This window comes from Pleomorphomonas carboxyditropha (assembly GCF_002770725.1).
Taxonomy (GTDB): Bacteria; Pseudomonadota; Alphaproteobacteria; order Rhizobiales; family Pleomorphomonadaceae; genus Pleomorphomonas; species Pleomorphomonas carboxyditropha.
Genome location: NZ_NQVN01000001.1, coordinates 113,341 through 133,037, shown reverse-complemented (window position 1 = coordinate 133,037; position 19,697 = coordinate 113,341). Strand labels below are relative to the sequence as shown.

Genomic DNA, 19,697 nt, shown 5'->3' with positions numbered 1-19,697 from the left:
GGCAGACAGGGGCACACCGAAAATATCGGGCACCCCCACGCGCTCACGCGTCGGCGTCACCCAGCGCGCAGCGGTAGCGGCGCACCGTTTCAGCCATGCCGTAGATCAGGCAGTCGGCGATCACCGCGTGGCCGATCGACGCCTCGGCGATATGCGGCGTCCGTTTGACCAGCGGCGGCAGGTTGTCGAGCGTCAGGTCGTGGCCGGCGTTGACCGCCATGCCGAGCTTGACCGCCGCGTCGGCGGTCACCGCCACCTCCTCGAGCCGCGCCCGCTGCTCGGCGGGGTCGAAGCTGTGGCCATAGGGGCCGGTGTAGATCTCGATGCGCCGCGTGCCGGTCAGCGCGGCGGCCGCCGCCTGCGTCGGATCGGCGTCGATGAAGACCGAGGCGCGCATGCCCTGGCCCTGGATGCGCCGCACCACGTCCGACAGGAAGGACTGGTTGGTGACGCAGTCCCAGCCGTGGTCGGAGGTGTTCTGGCCGGGCATGTCGGGCACCAGCGTCACCTGATCGGGGCGGGCCGCCTCGCAGAGCTTCAGGAACTCTTCGGTCGGATAGCCCTCGATATTGTATTCGCGGCCCGGCCAGTCGGTCCGCAGCATCTCCTGCAAGGCGAACACGTCGGTGCGGCGGATGTGCCGCTCGTCCGGGCGCGGATGCACGGTGATGCCGGCGGCGCCCGCTTCGAGGGCAATGCGGGAAAGGCCGGCGACCGACGGCCACGGCAGGTCGCGCCGGTTGCGCAGATGGGCGATGGCGTTGACGTTGACGGAAAGCTTGGTGTGGGTCATCGCGTGCGGCCTGAAATTTGGGACGCGCGACGATAGTCCGCTCGCCCTCACCGCACAAGCAGCCTTCAGGCGACCGTGAACGCCGGCAGACGCAACCGCCGGCCGGGCGAGAGGCCGACAGGCAGTTCCGCCATGGTGCCGGCCATATGCCTCAGATGCCCGTCCTGCCGCGGGCGAGCGCCGCCAGGCCGGTGCGGGCGAGCTCCACCAGGCCGCAGTCCTTCATCAGGCCGACGAAGCGGTCGATGTCGGCCGGCGCGCCGGTGATCTCGAACACGTAGGAGTCCAGCGTGGCGTCGACGATGCGGGCGCTGAACGCCTGGGCGAGGCGTAGCGCCTCGTCGCGGATCTCGCCCTTGCCGGACACCTTGACCAGGGCCAGCTCGCGCTCCAGCGCGTCGCCGGCCCAGGTAAGGTTGACCACCTTGTGCACCGGCACCAGACGGCCGAGCTGATGCATGATCTGCGAGATGACCGGCGGCCGGCCCGTCGTCACGATGGTGATGCGCGACATGTGGCTGGAGTGCTCGATCTCCGAGACGGTGAGGCTTTCGATGTTGTAGCCGCGGCCCGAGAACAGGCCGACGACGCGGGCGAGAACGCCGGGCTCGTTGTCGACCAGCACCGACAGCGTGTGGCTGCGCTCGGTGGAGGGAAGCTCTTCCTCGAGGAAGTAGGCGGACTGGGACTGACCTGCGACGATCATCATGATGTCAATTCCGATAAAGCGTTGCGAAGGATGCGAGGGGTTGCGTCAGCAGCCGCGCCTCACACCAGAACCTTGCCGGCGGTGCCGATGGCCGTCTCGATCTCCTCGTCGGACACGTCGGCGCCGAGCAGCATCTCGTTGTGCGCCTTGCCCGAGGGGATCATCGGGAAGCAGTTGGCGAGGCTGACGACATGGCAGTCGAACAGCACCGGGCGGTCGATGCGGATCATCTCCTCGATGGCGTCGTCGAGGTCGGCCGGCTTCGAGCAGCGGATGCCGACGGCGCCATAGGCCTCGGCGAGGCGCACGAAGTCGGGCTGGGAATCGACGTAGGAATGGCTGAGCCGGTTGCCGTGCAGCAGTTGCTGCCACTGGCGCACCATGCCCATGTACTGGTTGTTGAGGATGAACGCCTTGACCGGCGCGTTATGCTGCACCGCCGTCGACATCTCCTGGATGTTCATCTGGATCGACGCGTCGCCGGCGATGTCGATCACCAGCGCGCCGGGATGGGCGAGCTGGGTGCCGATCGCCGCCGGCAGGCCGTAGCCCATGGTGCCGAGGCCGCCCGACGTCATGAAGCGGTTCGGCTCGTCGAAATGGTAATATTGCGCCGCCCACATCTGGTGCTGGCCGACCTCGGTGGTGATGTAGGTGTCGCGGCCGGCCGTCAGCGCATGCAGGCGTTCGATGGCGTATTGCGGCATGATCGCCTCGGCCGAGGGACGGTAGGTCAGGCACTTCTTCGCCCGCCAGCCGTCGATCTGCTTCCACCAGGCGGCGTGCGCCGCCTTGTCCTGCACCGGCTTGCGGGCATTCCAGGCGGCGATCAGGTCTTCCAGCACATGGCCGACGTCGCCGACGATCGGCAGGTCGACGACGACGTTCTTGTTGATCGACGACGGGTCGATGTCGATGTGGATCTTCTTGGAATTGGGCGAGAAGGCGTCGATGCGGCCGGTGATGCGGTCGTCGAAGCGGGCGCCGACGCACACCATGACGTCGCAGTCGTGCATGGCGAGGTTGGCCTCGTAGGTGCCGTGCATGCCGAGCATGCCGAGCCAGTTCCTGCCCGAGGCCGGGTAGGCGCCGAGGCCCATCAGCGTCGAGGTGATCGGAAAGCCGGTCAGCTTGACGAAATCGCGGAGGAGCGCCACCGCCTTGGGGCCGGAGTTGATGACGCCGCCGCCGGTGTAGAGGATCGGCTTCTTGGCGGCGGCCATCAGCTCGACGGCCTCGCGGATGGCGGCGTCCGGCGCCTTCACCGCCGGATGATACTGCGTCAGCGCCTTGTCCTTGCAGTTCTCGTAGGTGCCGGTCTGGAACTGGATGTTCTTGGGGATGTCGACCAGCACCGGGCCGGGGCGGCCGGTGGTGGCGATGCGGAACGCCTCGTGCAGGATGGCCGGCAGGTCCTCGATGCGGCGGACCAGCCAGTTGTGCTTGGTGCAGGGCCGGGTGATGCCGACGGTGTCGGCCTCCTGGAAGGCGTCGGTGCCGATCAGCGTCGTCGGCACCTGGCCGGTGATGCAGACCATCGGGATCGAATCGAGCAGTGCGTCGGTCAGCGCCGTCACCATGTTGGTGGCGCCGGGGCCGGAGGTGGCGAGCGCCACGCCCACCTTGCCGGTGGAGCGGGCATACCCTTCGGCGGCATGGCCGGCGCCCTGCTCGTGGCGGACGAGGATGTGGCGGACGTCTTCCTGCTGGAACAGCTCGTCGAAGATCGGCAGCACCGCGCCGCCCGGGTAACCGAAAATGGTGTCGACGCCCTGATCGATCAGCGCCTGGATGACCATTTCCGCGCCTGTCATCTGCCGTGTCATCGCCTGTTACCTCAAGCTCTCGTCCCGTCGTCCCGGGCTTTTACTGCGTTTTTCGGGTAATAAAAAAGGCCCCGTTAGGGACCCGACTTCCGCGCACCATGACTGACCGGCAGATCTCAGTGAGAGACCTCCGACACGGTGCGCCATCTAAGTACTACCGACGAGAAACGCATGCCGCCCTCTGGTTCGAACGCCGGGACCGCCCCGGAATGGCCGGCAACCTAGCGGCAGCCGGCAGGCCGGTCAAGAGCCTATTTCATTCGTTGCGCGATATCGTCGGCCACCGCAACAAAATGTCGCGCCGCCGCCGGATCGAGGCGCGGCCAGTCGGCCATCTGGTTGCGGAACCAGGTTTCCTGCCGCTTGGCATATTGCCGCGTCGCCGTCACCGCCGCCTCGATGGCCTCCTCGACGGCGACCTCTCCCCGCGCCGCCGCCATCATGTCCGGCACGCCGATCGCCTTCATGGCCGGCAGCGCCGGGTCGAGACCGAGGGCGGAAAAGGCCCGCGCCTCGTCGAGCCCGCCGCCCGCCGCCATGGCGCGGAAGCGCTCGTCGATGCGGTCGTGCAGCCAGTCGCGGGCCGGCGCCATGACGACGCGGGCGATGCGCCCGCCGGAAATCGGCGGTCGCGACCGCTTCTCCTGCCACTCGGAGAGCGGCCGGCCCGTGCTGTCGGCCACCTCCAGCGCCCGGAGCACGCGCTGCGTGTCGTTGGGATGCAGCCGGCCGTAGAGCACCGGGTCGACCACCGCCAGTTCCCGGTGCAGCGCCGCCGGGCTCGTCGTCCGCGCCCGCTCGCGCCAGAAGGCGCGTACCCGCTCGTCGATCGGCGGCACGTCGGAAAGGCCCTGCGTCATGGCGTTGAAATAGAGGCCGGTGCCGCCGACGATCACCGCCGGCCGGCCGGCCGTCTCTTTCAGCACCCCTTCGAGATCGTCGAGATAGCGGGCAACGGTATAGCCGTCGCCGCTGCCGACATGGCCGTAGAGGCGGTGCGGCGCCCGCGCCTCGTCCTCTGGCGACGGTCTGGCCGTCAGGATGCGCAGCTCGCGATAGACCTGCATCGAATCGGCGTTGATCACCACGCCGCCGCAACGTTCGGCGACGGCAAGCGCCAGAGCCGACTTGCCGCTCGCCGTCGGGCCGGCTATCAGAACCGCTCGTCTTTCCGCTGTCTCCGCCGTCACGCCTGGAGCCTCCCATGTCGCTCGTCGCAACGCTTGTCTCATCTCCGGCCGATCCGCAAGTGACCGATGGCCTGATCGCCAGCCTGTCGCGGCGGCTGGGCGGCGACGCCCACAAGGTGCTGGCCGAGGGAATCGCCGCCGATATCGCCGTCGGCGACTATCTCTCCCATAACGAGGCGGTGCATCGAATTGCCGAGGTGATCGGCGAGGCGGCCGTCGATTTCGCCGTGCTTCCCGCCGAGGGGCGGCGCAAGAAGCTGCTCGTCGCCGATATGGACAGCACCATGATCGGCCAGGAATGCATCGACGAGCTCGCCGCCTTCGTCGGCCTCAAGGAGCACGTCGCCGCCATCACCGAACGGGCGATGCGCGGCGAGATCGCCTTCGAGCCGGCGCTGCGCGAGCGGGTCGCCCTGCTGAAGGGGCTCGACACCGGCGTCATCGACGAGGTGCTGCGCGAACGCATCACGCTGACGCCGGGCGGCCGCGAGCTGATCGGCACCATGCGGGCGCACGGCGCCTACACGGCGCTGGTCTCCGGCGGCTTCACCCTGTTCACCGACCGTATCCGCGACAAGATCGGCTTCGACGAGGACCGCTCCAACTGCCTGATGACCGAGGGCGACCGTCTCTCCGGCCTCGTCGCCGAGCCGATCCTCGGCAAGGCGGCCAAGCTTGCCACGCTGATCGAGCTCCGGGAGGCGCGCGGCCTCGCCCATCACGAGACGGTGGCGATCGGCGACGGCGCCAACGACCTGGACATGATCAACGAAAGCGGCCTCGGCGTCGCCTTCCACGCCAAGCCGAAGGTGGCCGAGGCGGCCCAGGTGTCGATCCGCCACGCCGACCTCACCGCCGTGCTCTACCTGCAAGGCTTTGCCCGCGAGGACTTCGCGACGGTGTAGGCTTCTTCGGCCACAAGAGCGACCTATATCAGCCTCTCGTTCTATCCTGCCTGAGGTCCCCGCCTGCGCGGGGATGACAGATTTATATAAATAAAACAAATATATAGATTGTCATCCCCGCGCAGGCGGGGACCTCAGGCAGAAAGAGGCACAACGCGAATATAGGGCTCGCCTAAAGCCCCATCACCCACATCCGCACAGGATTGGCGGGATCGGCGAGCAGGCGGATGGCGAGGCCGATGCAGGTGATCACCAGCAGCGGCCGGATGATCCTGGCGCCGCCCCGGACGGCCAGCCGCGAGCCGATCTGGGCGCCGAGGAACTGGCCGACGCCCATGACGAGGCCGGGCTTCCAGAACACCACGCCGGACGCCAGGAACACCAGGAAGCCGCCGACGTTGCTGGCGAAGTTCAACAGCTTGGTATGCGCCGTCGCCTTCAGGAGACCGAAGCCGGCCAGCGACACGAAGCCCAGCATGAAGAACGAGCCGGTGCCCGGCCCGAACAGGCCGTCGTAGCAGCCGATCACCGGCACGAAGGTCAGGGTGAACAGCAAGGGCGTCAGCCGGGCGTGGCGATCCTGGTCGTTGAGGCCGCGCCTCAAGGCGAAATAGACGGCGATGGCGATCAGCATCACCGGCAGCACGACGCGCAGCCAGTCGCCCGGCAGCACGGTGGCGAGCAATGCCCCCAGCACGGCGCCGCCGCCGGACATCAGCGCCATCGGCAACTGCGATCTGAGGTCGACCTGCCCCGCCCGCGTATAGGCCAGCGTCGCCGACGCCGAGCCGAACAGCGATTGCAGCTTGTTGGTGCCGAGCGACTGGATCGGCGAGAAGCCGGCCAGCATCAGCGCCGGCACGGTGATCAGGCCGCCACCGCCGGCGATCGAGTCGATGAAGCCGGCGAGCAGGGCGGCGAAGAACAGCGCCGTCAGAAGATGCAGGGAGAGATCGACCAAGATGCGCCCATTCAGGAGGAGGAAACGGCGCGTTGCGGCGCCGTGAGGTCGGCGAGCACGGCCACGCGGACGGCGCTCGCCAGGTTGCGGGCGCCGCGCGTCCGGTCGATGTCGAGCACGAAGGCGGCAAGGCTCTGGCCGCGCTGCCCGGCGAGGCTTTCGGCCGCCGTCCAGAACTCCGGCTCCAGCGCCAGGCTGGTCCGGTGGCCGGCCAGCGACAGCGACCGCTTGACGTTCATGTCGAGGAATCCGGCGACGGCTCCGGATCGGCGGGGGAAGCGAGGCGATGACCGTCGAGCCGGCGCGCCTCCAGCTCGTCCTGCGCCCTGGCCGTCAGCTTCTCCACTTTGGTCCGGCCGAACTTGACGCGATTCTCCGCCGCCTCGTCCTCGCGGCGGCGGCGATCGCGGTCCTTGCGCGCCCGGCGGAGGTTGACGAGGTCGCCCATCGCCGCCTCAGGGCTTCTTGCGGAAGGCGTCGAGCGAGACCACCGTCGGGCCCTTGGGCTCGTCGTCCGGCTTCTCTTCCGGCTTGGCTTCTTCCGGCGCCTTGGCCGTCTCGGCGGCCGGCTTCGCCGGCTTGGCCGGCGCCTTGGCGGCCGGCGCCCTGGCCGGGCGCGGCGCCACCTTGGGCTCGCCGCCCGCCGGACCGATCGCCTTGAGTGGGCCCTCGCCGGGCATGTCGGCGGCGTTGCCGCTCTCGTCGACCAGCGGGAACTGCACCGCGAATTCCACCGACGGGTCGAAGAAGCCGCGGATCGCCGCGAACGGCACCACCAGCTTTTCCGGCACGCCGGAGAAGGAAAGGCCGATCTCGAAGCTGGTCTCGCCCACCACCAGCTCCCAATACTGGTGCTGGATGACGATGGTCATCTCGTCCGGGTAGCGCTCCTTGAGGCGGGCGGAAATGCGCACGCCCGGCGCCCGGGTATCGAAGATAATGTAGAAATGATGCTCGCCCGGCAGGCCGGCGTGCGCCACTTCCGCCAGCACCTTCTTCACCAGGCCGCGGAAAGCCTCCTGAGCCAGAACGTCGTAACGGATCATGTCCTTGGGCATTGAGGCTCCGCCTTGAGGAAAACCGCGGGGCGACCGATCCGGCCGCGTCGTCGCCCGACAGTCTAAAGCATCGGGCGCAAGGGTGTAAACGGCTTGGCAGGCCCGAACCGACGGCAATCGCAAGCCCGGCGGATGGACGGCGGCGGCGCATCGCCGGCATGGCGGCGCTGGCATGGCACGGATCACGGCGGCGAAGACGGAGGGCGCCGATATGCGAGACCGTGCGCTCCCGAAACAAGAACCCCGCCAGGCTTGGAATCGCCGTGGCGGGGCTGCCCCTTGCAGGGTCTTGAGGCTCAATGACCGAGGTCACGAGCAATCGCTTCTAAAGTGAGTCCTTCCGTTCAAAAGTCAAGTCCTGTGGATGCCGAGCGCCGCCAAAATCGCCTCCTGAATGGCGCGGAACGCAGGCTCCGGCAGCTTCGGTTGGAGATACTTGCGCTTGCCGGTCTGGTCTCTGGCCGTCCTGAACAGATCGAGGCGGTCGAAGCTCACCGTCGCCAGCATGTCGCACTTCGCCCACCAGACATTGTGCTCGAATGGCGCCGGCAGCGGGCTCGCCAGATCGATCCGGGCGACATAGGAAACGGGTCGTTCCGGTTCGCTACCCGACAGCGGCACGACGGTGCACAACTTGTCCCGGTAGGGAAGCCGGGGCGACACTACGACGGCGGGACGACGCTTGACCATTTCCGGTTCAAGGAAGCCACCTTTGGAATAGTCGCACAAAAGCACGGTTCCGGGACTGACGGGATATTGAATCGCCATCAGCCATGGACTTTCTTCAATCGAACGCCCGGCCCTTCGCCGTTCGCATCGACGAAGATGACGCCGGCAGCTTCGAGCGCAGCGCGGATTGCCACTAGATTGTTAGGCACCATTGTAACAGCGCCGTCGGTTGCTTCGGCTCGTCGAATGGTCGCAACCCCAACGTTTGCCGCCTTTGCAAGGTCGTTTGCGGACCAGCGAATAAGCGCCCTGCCAGCTCTTAGCTGGGCGCCAGTGATCGTATTCATATCACCTGATCCGATATTGACGCGATCGACATTGAGTGATAGGTTTCCTATCGCCTGATCCACTTCTAGCACACAGAGTGCGCCATGAATATGCGTTTGCGTGAAAGGCGGAGCCATGCCCGACGTCATCCGACGGAGACTTGATCATGGCCTGTCGCCGCTTTCCCGTCGGGCCTTCATCGGCAAGCTGGCCGGCGCCGTCACGCCCGCACTTGCGCTGCCTCATGCGCCTCTCGGCCCCGAAACGGTGGCCTCCTCGGCCGCCCCCTCTCGCTTCGAGCGGCTTCATTGCCTTCTTGCCGAGGCGCAGCGCCTCGCCGCCGCCAGTTTTCCCGAATTCGACTTCTGTCCGTTTCCGTCGGTCCCCGGCAAAGATCCATGCGGCGTTTTCGGCTTCCTGATCTTTTCCCGGGCCTCGTCGTCCGAACCGCCGGTCATCGAATATGACGGTCCCGGCCTCTACGAGATCCGCCTCAGGCAATGGAGTGCCGATTTCCACCAGATCCACCGCGTCGAGATGGTCCCGAGGCGTCACCGCTTCGCCGGACAGTTCCGGCTTCGGTTTCCGGATGCAAAGCCTCGCGCACGCTGGTGGTACGTGCCGAGAGACGATTTTTTAGTGATCAAGAGGATCTGAGCCGACGCGAAAGGCCCAACACCGCGAAGTGCCTTCGCAGCAAGATCAATATCTTATGGAAAAGGATTGAGTGGAGGCTTCTGTTGCCAGGTGCCTCCGAACCCCGCCTGAAGGTGCTACCCCTCAGGGCTTGATTCCCAGTTTGGGCGCCGCATTACGCGGCGACGGCCACCGGAGCATAGTTGTCATTCGCAACTATAGGTTTAGCCCGATAACGGTGGTACAATGCCGAGTGAAAGAGCCGCCTTTACGCCCCCGTCGATCCTATTTCGCCCCCGCCGAAGGCCTTGCCCACAAGGTGGCTCGCAAGGCCTTGGGTGGAGGCGCCGGGTACCGCCCCCGGGTCCGAATGGTTTATTACGCAGTCCGTTTATCACCATAGCCGGATTGCTCCGGCAGGAAGACATATAGGGTGAAGCGGCCCGCCTGTGAAGAGGCGGCAAACGATCCGTCCCCATCGCGGGACGCCGCCATGCGCCCCGCCGCCTTGACCGGACGCCGCTCCGGGGCCGATAGAAGCGCCTGAAACGCACCGAACCGGCGAGCCCCCATGCCGCGACTGCATCGCCCGAAAGTCTATGCCCGCTATTCGCGCGCCGAGGCGGCCCACCTCCGCCGCCAGATGCTGTTCCTGGCCGGCGGCATCGGCGTCGGCATCGCCGCCGTATTGATGGCCCGCGCCGCCGACCTCGCCCAGGCCGCCTTCCGCGCGGGTGTCGCGGCGCTGCCCTGGCTGCCGCTGATCGTCACGCCGGCCGGCTTCGCGCTCTCCTGCTTTCTCGCCCGCCGGCTGTTTCCCGGCTCGCAGGGCAGCGGCATTCCCCAGGTGATCGCCGCCCGCAAGCTGCAACCCGCCGAGCCGTCGGAGCACCTCGTCTCGCTCCGGATCGCCGGCGGCAAGATCCTGCTGATGCTGCTCGGCCTCCTCAGCGGCGGGGCGCTCGGCCGCGAGGGACCGACCGTGCAGGTCGGCGCCGCCATCATGCAGGCGGCCGGCCGCGTCGCGTCCATCCGCCGCTCGTCGCTGCTGCTGGCCGGCGGCGCGGCCGGCGTCGCCGCCGCCTTCAACACGCCGCTCGCCGGCATCGTCTTCGCCATCGAGGAACTGAGCCGGTCGTTCGACAGCAAGGCGAGCGGCATCGTCATCATGACGGTGATGCTGGCCGGCCTGACCGCCCAGATGCTGCTCGGCGACTACACCTATTTCGGCTCGTCCTACGTGACGCTGGCGCCGGGCATCGCCTGGATCGCCGTTCCCATGGTCGCCGTGGTCGGCGGCGCGCTCGGCGGCCTGTTCAACCGCCTCAACGTCGCCTGGTCGCGCGGCCTGCCGGGCCGGGCCGGCGCCTTCGTCCGCCGCCGTCCGGTGGTGACCGCCGCCCTGCTCGGCCTTGTGGTCGCCCTCCTCGGCTTTGCCTCGGGCAGCGACGTCAGCGGCACCGGCTACGAGACGGCGCGCGCCGCCATCCACCAGACGCCGGCCGACGTCGGCCTGTGGTACGGCCCGGCCAAGCTCATCGCCACGCTGGCCTCGACGCTGTCGGGCATTCCCGGCGGCATCTTCTCGCCGTCGCTGTCGATCGGCGCCGGCCTCGGGCTCGACGTCGCCCACCTCCTCGACGTCGACGCGGCCCCGGCCATCGCGCTGCTCGGCATGTGCGCCTATCTCGCCGGGGTGGTGCAGGCGCCGCTGACCTCGGTGGTGATCGTCCAGGAGATGACGCTCAACCACGCCATGCTGCTGCCGCTGATGCTGGTGGCGCTGATCGCCGGCAAGATTTCCAGCCTGATCGCGCCGGAGGGCGTCTATCACGCCCTCGCCCGCAACTTCGCCGCACCGGCCAAGGCTGACTCGCCGGCCGACTCGGGCTAATCTTTCGGCCCCTGTCACGATGGCGGACCGTCATGCAGCAGTATCTCGATCTCCTGAAGCTCATCCTCGACACCGGCACGCCCAAGGAGGACCGCACCGGCACCGGCACGCTGTCGGTGTTCGGCCATCAGATGCGCTTCGACCTCGCCGACGGCTTCCCGCTTCTCACCACCAAGAAGCTGCACATCAAGTCGATCGTCCACGAGCTGATCTGGTTCCTGCAGGGCGACACCAACATCCGGTACCTGAAGGACAACGGCGTTTCCATCTGGGACGAGTGGGCCGACGAGCGCGGCGACCTCGGCCCCGTCTACGGTCACCAGTGGCGCTCCTTGCCGACGCCGGACGGCGGCACCATCGACCAGATCGCCGAGGTGCAGGAGACGATCCGCCGCAATCCCGATTCCCGGCGGATGATCGTCGCCGCCTGGAACCCGGCCGACGTGCCGAAGATGGCGCTGCCACCCTGCCACCTGCTGATCCAGTTCTATGTCGCCAACGGCCGCCTGTCCTGCCAGATGTACCAGCGCTCGGCCGACGTATTCCTCGGCGTGCCGTTCAACATCGCCTCCTACGCGCTGCTCACCGCCATGATGGCGCGGGCGACCGGCCTTCGGCCGGGCGACTTCGTGCATACGCTGGGCGACGCCCATCTCTACAGCAACCACCTCGACCAGGCCCGCCTGCAATTGACGCGGGCGCCGCGCCCCCTGCCCCGGCTGAAGCTCGCCGAAGGGATAACCGACGTCCGCGATTTCCGATTCGAGCACGTCACGATCGAGGGCTATGATCCGCATCCGCACATCAAGGCCGAGGTCGCCGTGTGATGAGACTGCCCGCCGCCGGGATCGCCGTTCTGCTGACCGGCATGCCCACTTTCGCCGACGCCAACGACACCATGGCGGAGCTGGCGGCCGGCGGCCTGACCTTCGTCACCGCCGACGACGTCACCATGCAGAGCGAGGATCTCTACATCTCGCCGAAAGAGGTGCGCGTCGATTACGTCTTCCACAACGGCGGCGACCATGACCGCACCACCGTGGTCGCCTTCCCCATGCCGGACGTCGAGGGCAGCGGCGATTTCATCGTGTCGGTCCCCGACCCGGACTCCGACAACTTCATGAACTTCTCGGTGGCCGTCGACGGCCGGCCGGTGACGCCGGAAGTCGACCGCCACGCCTTCGCCGTCGACGTCGATGTCACCGGGGAGCTTCAGGACCACGGCGTTCCGCTGCTGCCGTTCGGCGACGCCACCGGCAACGCGCTCGCCGCCCTGCCGAAGGACCTGATCGCCGACTGGATCAGCCGCGGCATCGTCATTCCCATGGACTATGACGACGGCAGCGGCTGGAAGACCGACTACGTGCCGGTGTGGAAGCTCAAGACCACCTACTGGTGGCGCACCACCTTCCCGGCCGGCCGCGACATTCGCGTCGCCCACCGCTACACGCCGAGCGTCGGCTCCACCGCCGGCCTCAACTTCATCGGCTCCGATGAAAATGCCCCGTTTACCGGCGAGGACTTCGAGCGGGAGCAGCGGCGCTATTGCTTCGACGACGATTTCATCAAGGCGGTGGCAAGCCGCCTCGACGCCGCCAGGGCCGCGGATTCCTACCTCCAGGAAAGCTGGATTTCCTACGTGCTGACCACCGGCGCCAACTGGGGCGGCACCATCGGCCGCTTCCACCTGACGGTCGACAAGGGCGATCCCGACACGCTGGTGTCCTTCTGCGGCGACGGCGTCGAGAAGACCGGCCCCACCACCTTCGAGCTGACCGCCGACGACTTCTACCCCGAGCGCGACATCGACATCGCCCTGGTGAACCGCCCGACCGACTGAAGGCATGGCAAAGACGGAGGGGGGGAGGTCGATATCGGCCGATCGCCCTATCCTGCCCGAGGTCCCCGCCTTCGCGGGGATGACAGATTTATATAATGAAAACAAAAGAATAAGGCGTCATCCTGCGCGCAGGCGCAGGACCTCGGGCCGAAAAGGGCGAGAGGGGAATATAGGGCGCCCTTGGGCATGTGAGCTTATTCGCCAACCGGGCGTTCAATCGATCCCCGGCAGAGCCGATGCCTCCTGCGCCAGATAATCGATCAACAGGCGGACGCGGGCCACTTTGGCGCGTTCCGGCACGATCAGCATGTTGAGCGGCGTCGGCGTGAGCGCATGGTCCGGCAACAGCGGCTCCAGCTCGCCGCTCTCGAGGAGGTCGTCGACCAGCCAGCGATGGGTGGGGCCGATGCCGCGGCCGGCCCGGAAGGCTTCCCGCGCGGCCAGCCCGTGATCGACGCGGAGATTTCCCGTCACCGGAACGGCGTGCGTCCTGCCGTCCGGCCCCATGAGCGTCAGGGTTTCGCTGCCGGCGACGTTCGACATGCGGATGACGTTGTATCCGGCGAGGTCGCCGGGCTTTTCCGGCCGGCCGTACGCGGCGAGATAGGCCGGCGCGGCCACCAGCAGCCGGGTGCTTTCGCCGAGGGGATGCAGTTTCATCGAACTGTCGGTGAGCGGCCCCAGGCGGATCGCGATGTCGACGCCCTCCTTGACGAGGTCGATCCGTTCGTCGGTCAGGCTGAGGTCGATGCGGATATCGGGGTAGCGCGCCTGAAAGGCCAGGAGCAGCCGCGTGATGTGCAGAACGCCGAGCGCGGCGGTGCAGGAAACGCGGATGGTGCCGGCGGGGGCGCCGCGCGTGTCGCGCAGTTCCTCGCCCGCCTGCTCGACCAGCCGGAGAATCTGGACGCACTGATCGTAGTAGCGGCTGCCTTCCTCGGTCATGGCGACGCGACGGGTGGTGCGGCTGAGGAGCGGCGCACCGACCGCCTCTTCCAGCTCGCTGAGGTGGCGGGTGACGGTCGACTGGCCCGTGCCGAGCTCCCGCGCCACGGCCGTGAGATTGCCGCGCTCGGCGACGCGGACGAAGGTGCGCATGCGTTCGAGCGTGACGTCCGATTTATCCATTATTCGGCAATATCCTATTCACTGCCGCTATATACCGGATCATTCGCGGCGGGGCTAGCTTGCCGGTCAGCAACAACGGCAACCGGATGTCCTGCCATGAAGGTTCTTCTCGTCTTCGCCCACCCCGAACCGCAATCGCTCACCGCCTCGCTGCGCGACGTGGCGATCGCCCAGCTTGAGGCCGATGGCCATGAGGTTCTGCTGTCCGACCTCTACGCTATGGGCTGGAAATCGGAGATCGACCGGGCGGACTTCCCGGCGCTCGCACCAGACGAACGACTGTTGCCGGTCGCGGCCTCCAGGCAGGCCTATGCGACCGACACGCTGACGGCGGACGTGAAGGCCGAAATCGACAAGCTCATCTCAGCCGATGCGCTGATCCTGCAATTCCCGCTCTGGTGGTTCACCATGCCCGCCATCCTGAAAGGCTGGGTGGATAGGGTGTTCGCCTATGGTTTCGCCTACGGCGTCGGCGAGCACAGCGACAGGCGCTGGGGCGACCGCTACGGCGAGGGCAGGATGGCCGGCAAGCGCGCCATGCTGATCGTGACGGCCGGCGGCTGGCGGGAGCACTACGGTCCGCGCGGCGTCAACGGCCCGATCGACGACCTGTTGTTCCCGATCAACCACGGCATTCTCTATTACCCCGGCTACGACGTGCTGCCGCCCTTCGTCACCTACAGCGCCGACCGCTTCGACGCAGCCCGCTTCGAGGCGGCGGCCGAGGGCTTGCGCGAGCGGATGCGGACGCTGGAAACGACAACGCCCATCGCCTACCGACGCCAGAACGGCGGGGATTATGAGATACCGACGATGGAGCTGCGGGAGGGGCTGGGCGCGGGAATGTCGGGCTTCGGGCTGCACGTCAGCGAGAAGGGGTAAATGATAGATATGGAGTACGTGGCTGATCGCTCGCGATCGCTGCCATCATGCTCTCATTCCCGCGAAGACGCCATGGCATGCACACATCTCTGAGGTGGCAGGGCGACGGCGAGAGGGCGATCGCCTGAGGAGGGGCGTGTGCAACTCATTCGATTCCCCAAAACACCACCGCCGCCAGCCTCTCGCGAGGTGGCGGCGGGGATGTCGCTCGCGGGTGTCGGCGGATTACCGCGAGGCAACCTTCACCGGCAGCGGCTCGACCGGCACGCCCGGCCAGATCTTCTGCAGGTTGCCGGAGATGATGAGATCGTTTTCGGCAAGGCCGGAGAGCACCGCCACCTGATCGCCGTCGGTGCGGCCGATCTCCACCATGCGCTGCTCGACCTTGCCGTCCTTGCCGACCACGTAGAGGAATTTTCCCAGTTGGCTGGAGCCGAGCGCCACCTGCGGCGCCATCAGCACATTGGGCTCGTCGCCGACGCTGAGGCGGAGGTGGACGTATTGGCCCGGCAGCAGGTCGAAGGTGCCGTTGCCGATGGTGGCGCGTGCGGCCACCGTGCCGGTCGACGGGTCGAGCCGGTTGTCGACGAAGGTCAGCTTGCCGGCATAATGCCTGTCGTTATCGCTCCCCTCGGCGCCGGGCAGGCTGATTTCGGCCGTCACCTCGCCCTTGGCGAGCGCCGCCTTGATGGAAGCGAGTTCCTTCTCGCTCGGGTTGAACGTCACGTAGATCGGGTCGAGCTGCACCAGCGTGTTGAGCACGGTATTGCCCGAGGTGACCAGCGTGCCGACCGAGGCGGCGCTGCGGCCCACCCGGCCGGCGAACGGCGCGCGGAGGACAGAGCGCTCGATGTCGAGCTCGGCCGCCTGCACCGCCGCGCTGGAGATGGCCACCGCCGCCTCGGCCTGGCGCAGCGCGCTGGTCCGCTGGTCGAAGCCGTCCTTGGCGAGGAAGCCCTTCTGCGACAGCGCCTCGCCGCGGGCGAGGTTGGAGCGCAGATAGTCGACCTGGGCATTGTCGCGCTGGAGCTGCGCCTTCGCCTGATCGAGCGCCGTCTCGAAGTCGCGGCCGTCGAGGGCGTAGAGCACGTCGCCCGCCTTGACGTCGGCGCCGTCGGCGACGGTCTGCTCCTCGAGATAGCCGGTGACCTTGGCCTGCAAGGACACCGAGCGGATCGCCTCGGTGCGGGCGGGGTAGTCGAGATAGACCGGCAGCGTGCGCCGGCTCACCCGCTCCACCGGAACCGGCATGGCCGGCGGCGCGGCCTGAGCGGTCTCGGCCGCCGGCTCGGCGGCAAGACTCGACAAGTGCAGGTAGTCCCGCACCTCCGGATGCAGCAGGCTGGCGCCGGCGCCGACCACGGCGACGCTCAGGAGCGAACTGATGGGTCGTCTCTTCAGGAAACGCATGGCGGAAAAACTCCGTTCATTCGGCCGCCTGGGCCTGATGGGAATCGGGGGACTGATGGGAATCGCCGTGATTGACGGCGGCGGGGTTCATGCGCTCCCTGAGGCGCTCGATCATCACGTAGAACACCGGCGTGAACACCATCGTCAGCAGCGTCGCCGCCAGCATGCCGCCGACCACCGCCGTGCCGAGCGACTGCCGGCTGGCGGCGCCGGCGCCGGTGGCGATCATCAGCGGCACCGCGCCGAGGATGAAGGCCAGCGCCGTCATCAGGATGGGCCTGAGGCGCAGCCGGGCCGCCTCGGTCGCCGCCTCGACGACGCCGAGCCCGTCGTCGCGCCGCCGGCGGGCGAACTCGACGATCAGGATGGCGTTCTTGGCGGCGAGGCCGATCAGCATGACGAAGCCGATCTGCGAGTAGACGTCGATCTGCATGCCGCGCAGCTCTATGGCGCCGAGCGCGCCGAACAGCGCCAGGGGCACGGTGAGCAGCACCACGAAGGGCATGGTCCAGCTCTCGTATTGCGCGGCCAGGATCAGGAACACGAACACCAGCGCCAGCACGAACACCGCCGTCGCCACCGACCCCGCCTTCAGCTCCTGGAAGGTGATGCCGGTCCACTCGTAGCCGAAGTCGCGCGGCAGGCTCTCCTGCGCCACCCGCTCCATGGCGGCGATCGCCTGCCCCGACGAGAAGCCGGGCGCCGGGCCGCCATTGATCAGCGCCGAGGCGTTGGAGTTGTAGTGCGGCACCGTCTCCGGCCCCACCGTCGGCCTGAGTTCGCCGAGGGTGGAGAGCGGCACCATGCCGCCGCTGGCATTCCTCACGTAGAGGCGCGTCAGGTCGGTGGGCGTCGAGCGCGCCGCCTCGTCGGCCTGCAAGGTGACGCGGAAGGTGCGGCCGAACAGGTTGAAGTCGTTGACGTAGAGCGAGCCGAGATAGATCTGCAGCGTGTTGAAGATGTCCGGCAGGCTGAGGCCGAGGAGCTTGGCCTTGTTGCGGTCGAGATCGTAGACGAATTGCGGCGTCGAGGTGCCGAAGCTCGTGAACATCTGCTGGGCGTTGAGCTCGGGCTGCTGGCGGGCGGCGGCGAGCAGCGCCTGCGTCGCGTCGTTCAGCGCCTGGCTGCCGCGGCCGGTCAGGTCCTTCACCTGGAATTCGAAGCCGCCGGTGGCGCCGAGGCCGGGGATCGACGGCGGATCGAAGGAGAGCGCGAAGGCGTCGGGGATGGCCATCAGCTTGGGACGGACCTCCTCGACGATGCGTGAGGCGTTCTGCTCCGGCCCGCGCTCCTCCCACGGCTTCAGGATGGCGAACTCAACGGCCGAGTTGGACTGCGCCGCCGAGGTCAGGAAGTTGAGGCCGGAGATGGCGCCGACGATCTCGACGCCCGGCGTCTTTTCCAGGATGTCGCGCACCTGTTCGGCCACCTTGTTGGTGCGTTCCAGCGAGGCGCCGTCGGGCAGTTGCACCACCACGAAGAAATAGCCCTGGTCCTCGACCGGCAGGAAGGTGGAGGGAATGCGGTTCCAGAGCCAATAGGTGGCGCCGAGCGCGACGACGAACAGCGCCAGCACCACGTAGCGCAGCTTCACCAGCAGGCCGACGCTGGCGGCATAGGCGTGCGACATCACATGGAATCCGGCGTTGAACCAGCGGAACGGCGCAAAACGCGTCGCCCCCTGGTGGCGCAGGAAGGCGGCCGACAGCGCCGGGCTCAGCGTCAGCGAATTGAAGGCGGAGATGCCGACGGAGATCGCCACCGTCAGCGCGAACTGGTTGTAGAGCTGGCCGGTGACGCCGGGGATGAAGGCGACGGGGATGAACACCGCCATCAGCACCGCCGTGGTGGCGATGATCGGCCCGGTCACCTCGCTCATCGCCTTGCGGGTGGCTTCGAGCGGCTTGAGGCCGGCCTCGATCTGCCGCTCGACGTTCTCCACCACCACGATGGCGTCGTCGACGACGAGGCCGATCGCCAGCACCATGCCGAGGAGGCTCAGCATGTTGAGCGAGAAACCCAGGAGCTCCATCACCACCAGCGTGCCGACCAGCGACACCGGAATGGCGATGGCGGGAATGACGGTGGTGCGCCAGCTCTGCAGGAAGATGAACACCACGGCGATGACCAGCACCAGCGCCTCGCCGAGCGTCTTCAACACGTCGTCCATCGACGCCTGCACGAAGGTCGTGGTGTCGTAGTGGATGGCGTAGGCGATGCCGGCCGGGAAGCGGGCCTTCAGCTCCTCCATCCTGGCCTTGACGCCTTCCTGAAGGGCGAGCGCGTTCGACCCCGGCATCTGGAACACGCCCAGCGCCACGGTGGGATCCTTGCCGAAGAAGGCGGACGAGGAATATTGCAGCGCGCCGAGCTCGATGCGGGCGACGTCTTTCAGGCGCACCACGGCGCCGCTCGGCCCGTCGGCGCGCAATACGATCTCGCCGAACTCGGCCGGGTCGCTCAGGCGTCCGACGGCGTTGACCTGCATCTCGAAGGCGGTGCCGCTTGGTGCCGGCGCCTGGCCGATCTTGCCGGCCGCCACCTGGACGTTCTGCTCGGCGATCGCCTGCTGCGCGTCGACGGCGGTGAGGCCGAGGTTGGCGAGCTTGTCGGGATCGAGCCAGATGCGCATCGAATAGCGCCGCTCGCCGAACACCTGCACGTCGCCGACGCCGGGCACGCGCTTCAGCGGGTCGAGGATTTGCAGCGCCGCGTAGTTGCTGAGCGCCACCGGATCGACCGAACCGTCGGGCGAGGTCAGGTTGACGATCAGCACGAAGTTGGGGTTTTGCTTTTTGACCGAGACGCCCGACTGGTTGACGATAGCCGGCAGCGACGACGAGGCCTGCGACACCCGGTTCTGCACGTCGACGGCGGCGGTGTTGATGTCGTAGCCGACGTTGAAGGTGACGGTGATGGTCGACGAGCCGTCGTTGGAGCTGGTCGACGACATGTAGGTCATGCCCTCGACGCCGTTGATCTGCTGCTCGAGCGGCGTGGTCACCGTGTCGGCCACCACCTGGGCGCTGGCGCCGGGATAATGGGCGGAGACCACCACCTGCGGCGGCGAGATGTCGGGAAACTGGGCGACCGGCAAGAGCAGGTAGCAGATGGCGCCGGCCAGCACCATGATGATGGCGATGGCCGACGCGAAGATCGGGCGCTCGGTGAAGAAGCTTACCATGCGCAAGCCTCGCCCTGCCGGCCGGCCGCCAGCCAGGCGGGAACCGCCTGGCTGGCTGCGCCGTTTTTGAAACCTGGGCCGTTGTTCAGCCGGCGGCCGACCGCCCTGAGCTCCCGCCCGACGTGGCCGGGGTGCACCCGGTCGGCGCGCATGACGGTCAGCACGAGCGGGTCGGCAAGCAGCTCGTCGAGCGTGAGTTCTTTCTTCATGCCAAGTCTCCTTCAGCCCTGATACGAAAGGCGCATAAGGTCGATGCCGCACCCGGGGGAGCTGGCCTTGACGTCA

General features: G+C 67.4%; 20 protein-coding genes and 1 other RNA gene. 6 read left to right on the top strand and 15 right to left on the bottom strand.

The genetic code is table 11. The features are described from left to right. Positions 1-43: 43 nt before the first annotated feature. The 4 genes from CJ014_RS00600 to miaA all read right to left on the bottom strand — a co-directional run bounded on the left by CJ014_RS00600 (position 44) and on the right by miaA (position 4,518). A complete protein-coding gene (locus CJ014_RS00600) occupies positions 44-793 on the bottom strand; it encodes a pyridoxine 5'-phosphate synthase (protein WP_100078581.1) in 750 nt (249 codons plus the stop codon). Between the two features lie 151 nt (positions 794-944). Further along, the gene (gene ilvN / locus CJ014_RS00595; protein ID WP_165790694.1) at positions 945-1,502 is read right to left on the bottom strand and encodes an acetolactate synthase small subunit; all 558 of its coding nucleotides are present in this window, start codon (positions 1,500-1,502) and stop codon (positions 945-947) included. A gap of 59 nt (positions 1,503-1,561) precedes the next feature. Next, a complete protein-coding gene (locus CJ014_RS00590) occupies positions 1,562-3,328 on the bottom strand; it encodes an acetolactate synthase 3 large subunit (protein ID WP_100078580.1) in 1,767 nt (588 codons plus the stop codon). Positions 3,329-3,579: 251 nt separating this feature from the next. After that, positions 3,580-4,518 (bottom strand): tRNA (adenosine(37)-N6)-dimethylallyltransferase MiaA, encoded by a 939-nt coding sequence (gene miaA, locus CJ014_RS00585; protein WP_245426939.1) that lies wholly within the window; start codon positions 4,516-4,518, stop codon positions 3,580-3,582. Positions 4,519-4,532: 14 nt separating this feature from the next. Here miaA and serB point away from each other — a divergent pair, with 14 nt between their 5' ends. After that, entirely contained in the window at positions 4,533-5,423 is an 891-nt protein-coding gene (gene serB / locus CJ014_RS00580) for a phosphoserine phosphatase SerB (RefSeq protein ID WP_165790693.1), read from the top strand. Positions 5,424-5,595: 172 nt separating this feature from the next. Here serB and CJ014_RS00575 read toward each other — a convergent pair whose 3' ends face one another. The 6 genes from CJ014_RS00575 to CJ014_RS00550 form a co-directional block, all read right to left on the bottom strand. Next, complete coding sequence (locus CJ014_RS00575; RefSeq protein WP_100078577.1) at positions 5,596-6,384, bottom strand: TSUP family transporter; 789 nt, start codon at positions 6,382-6,384, stop codon at positions 5,596-5,598. 11 nt (positions 6,385-6,395) lie between these two features. Further along, positions 6,396-6,623: a ribbon-helix-helix domain-containing protein gene (locus tag CJ014_RS00570; RefSeq protein ID WP_100078576.1), complete on the bottom strand. Its 228-nt coding sequence runs from the start codon at positions 6,621-6,623 to the stop codon at positions 6,396-6,398. Then, the gene (locus CJ014_RS00565; RefSeq protein WP_100078575.1) at positions 6,620-6,832 is read right to left on the bottom strand and encodes a DUF4169 family protein; all 213 of its coding nucleotides are present in this window, start codon (positions 6,830-6,832) and stop codon (positions 6,620-6,622) included. The genes CJ014_RS00570 and CJ014_RS00565 overlap by 4 nt, the downstream gene beginning before the upstream one ends. A gap of 7 nt (positions 6,833-6,839) precedes the next feature. Beyond that, positions 6,840-7,442: an SspB family protein gene (locus CJ014_RS00560; RefSeq protein ID WP_100078574.1), complete on the bottom strand. Its 603-nt coding sequence runs from the start codon at positions 7,440-7,442 to the stop codon at positions 6,840-6,842. Between the two features lie 351 nt (positions 7,443-7,793). Beyond that, the gene (locus CJ014_RS00555; RefSeq protein ID WP_100078573.1) at positions 7,794-8,210 is read right to left on the bottom strand and encodes a type II toxin-antitoxin system PemK/MazF family toxin; all 417 of its coding nucleotides are present in this window, start codon (positions 8,208-8,210) and stop codon (positions 7,794-7,796) included. Further along, the gene (locus CJ014_RS00550) at positions 8,210-8,575 is read right to left on the bottom strand and encodes a transcriptional regulator (protein WP_342588496.1); all 366 of its coding nucleotides are present in this window, start codon (positions 8,573-8,575) and stop codon (positions 8,210-8,212) included. The genes CJ014_RS00555 and CJ014_RS00550 overlap by 1 nt, the downstream gene beginning before the upstream one ends. On the opposite strand from CJ014_RS00550, the gene CJ014_RS00545 reads away from it, so the two are divergent. Further along, positions 8,574-9,095, top strand: coding sequence for a hypothetical protein (locus CJ014_RS00545; protein WP_100078571.1), 522 nt, complete (start codon positions 8,574-8,576; stop codon positions 9,093-9,095). The genes CJ014_RS00550 and CJ014_RS00545 overlap by 2 nt on opposite strands. Before the next feature lie 69 nt (positions 9,096-9,164). Here the strand turns inward: CJ014_RS00545 and ssrA are convergent. After that, positions 9,165-9,532: a transfer-messenger RNA gene (ssrA, locus tag CJ014_RS00540) on the bottom strand. A gap of 113 nt (positions 9,533-9,645) precedes the next feature. Here ssrA and CJ014_RS00535 point away from each other — a divergent pair. The 3 genes from CJ014_RS00535 to CJ014_RS00525 are packed head-to-tail and all read left to right on the top strand — an operon-like array spanning position 9,646 to position 12,808. Beyond that, a complete protein-coding gene (locus CJ014_RS00535; protein WP_100078570.1) occupies positions 9,646-10,968 on the top strand; it encodes a chloride channel protein in 1,323 nt (440 codons plus the stop codon). Between the two features lie 32 nt (positions 10,969-11,000). Beyond that, entirely contained in the window at positions 11,001-11,795 is a 795-nt protein-coding gene (locus CJ014_RS00530; protein WP_100078569.1) for a thymidylate synthase, read from the top strand. Further along, positions 11,795-12,808 carry a DUF4424 domain-containing protein gene (locus CJ014_RS00525; RefSeq protein WP_100078568.1) on the top strand — a complete coding sequence of 338 codons (1,014 nt, stop codon included), beginning with the start codon at positions 11,795-11,797 and terminating at the stop codon, positions 12,806-12,808. Before CJ014_RS00530 ends, CJ014_RS00525 begins: the two co-directional genes overlap by 1 nt. 213 nt (positions 12,809-13,021) lie before the next feature. Here CJ014_RS00525 and CJ014_RS00520 read toward each other — a convergent pair whose 3' ends face one another. Then, positions 13,022-13,936, bottom strand: coding sequence for a LysR family transcriptional regulator (locus CJ014_RS00520; RefSeq protein ID WP_100078567.1), 915 nt, complete (start codon positions 13,934-13,936; stop codon positions 13,022-13,024). A gap of 96 nt (positions 13,937-14,032) precedes the next feature. On the opposite strand from CJ014_RS00520, the gene CJ014_RS00515 reads away from it, so the two are divergent. Continuing rightward, positions 14,033-14,818, top strand: a complete 786-nt coding sequence (locus CJ014_RS00515; RefSeq protein WP_100078566.1) for an NAD(P)H-dependent oxidoreductase — start codon at positions 14,033-14,035, stop codon at positions 14,816-14,818. A 225-nt stretch (positions 14,819-15,043) separates the two neighbouring features. Here CJ014_RS00515 and CJ014_RS00510 read toward each other — a convergent pair whose 3' ends face one another. From CJ014_RS00510 to CJ014_RS00500, 3 genes are read right to left on the bottom strand one after another with little or no spacing between them, the layout of a single operon-like run. Continuing rightward, complete coding sequence (locus CJ014_RS00510; protein ID WP_245426936.1) at positions 15,044-16,228, bottom strand: efflux RND transporter periplasmic adaptor subunit; 1,185 nt, start codon at positions 16,226-16,228, stop codon at positions 15,044-15,046. A gap of 16 nt (positions 16,229-16,244) precedes the next feature. Beyond that, entirely contained in the window at positions 16,245-19,412 is a 3,168-nt protein-coding gene (locus CJ014_RS00505; protein ID WP_100078565.1) for an efflux RND transporter permease subunit, read from the bottom strand. Then, on the bottom strand, positions 19,406-19,621 hold the full coding sequence (locus CJ014_RS00500; RefSeq protein ID WP_100078564.1) for a hypothetical protein: 216 nt from the start codon (positions 19,619-19,621) through the stop codon (positions 19,406-19,408). Before CJ014_RS00500 ends, CJ014_RS00505 begins: the two co-directional genes overlap by 7 nt. Between the last annotated feature and the right edge of the window lie 76 nt (positions 19,622-19,697).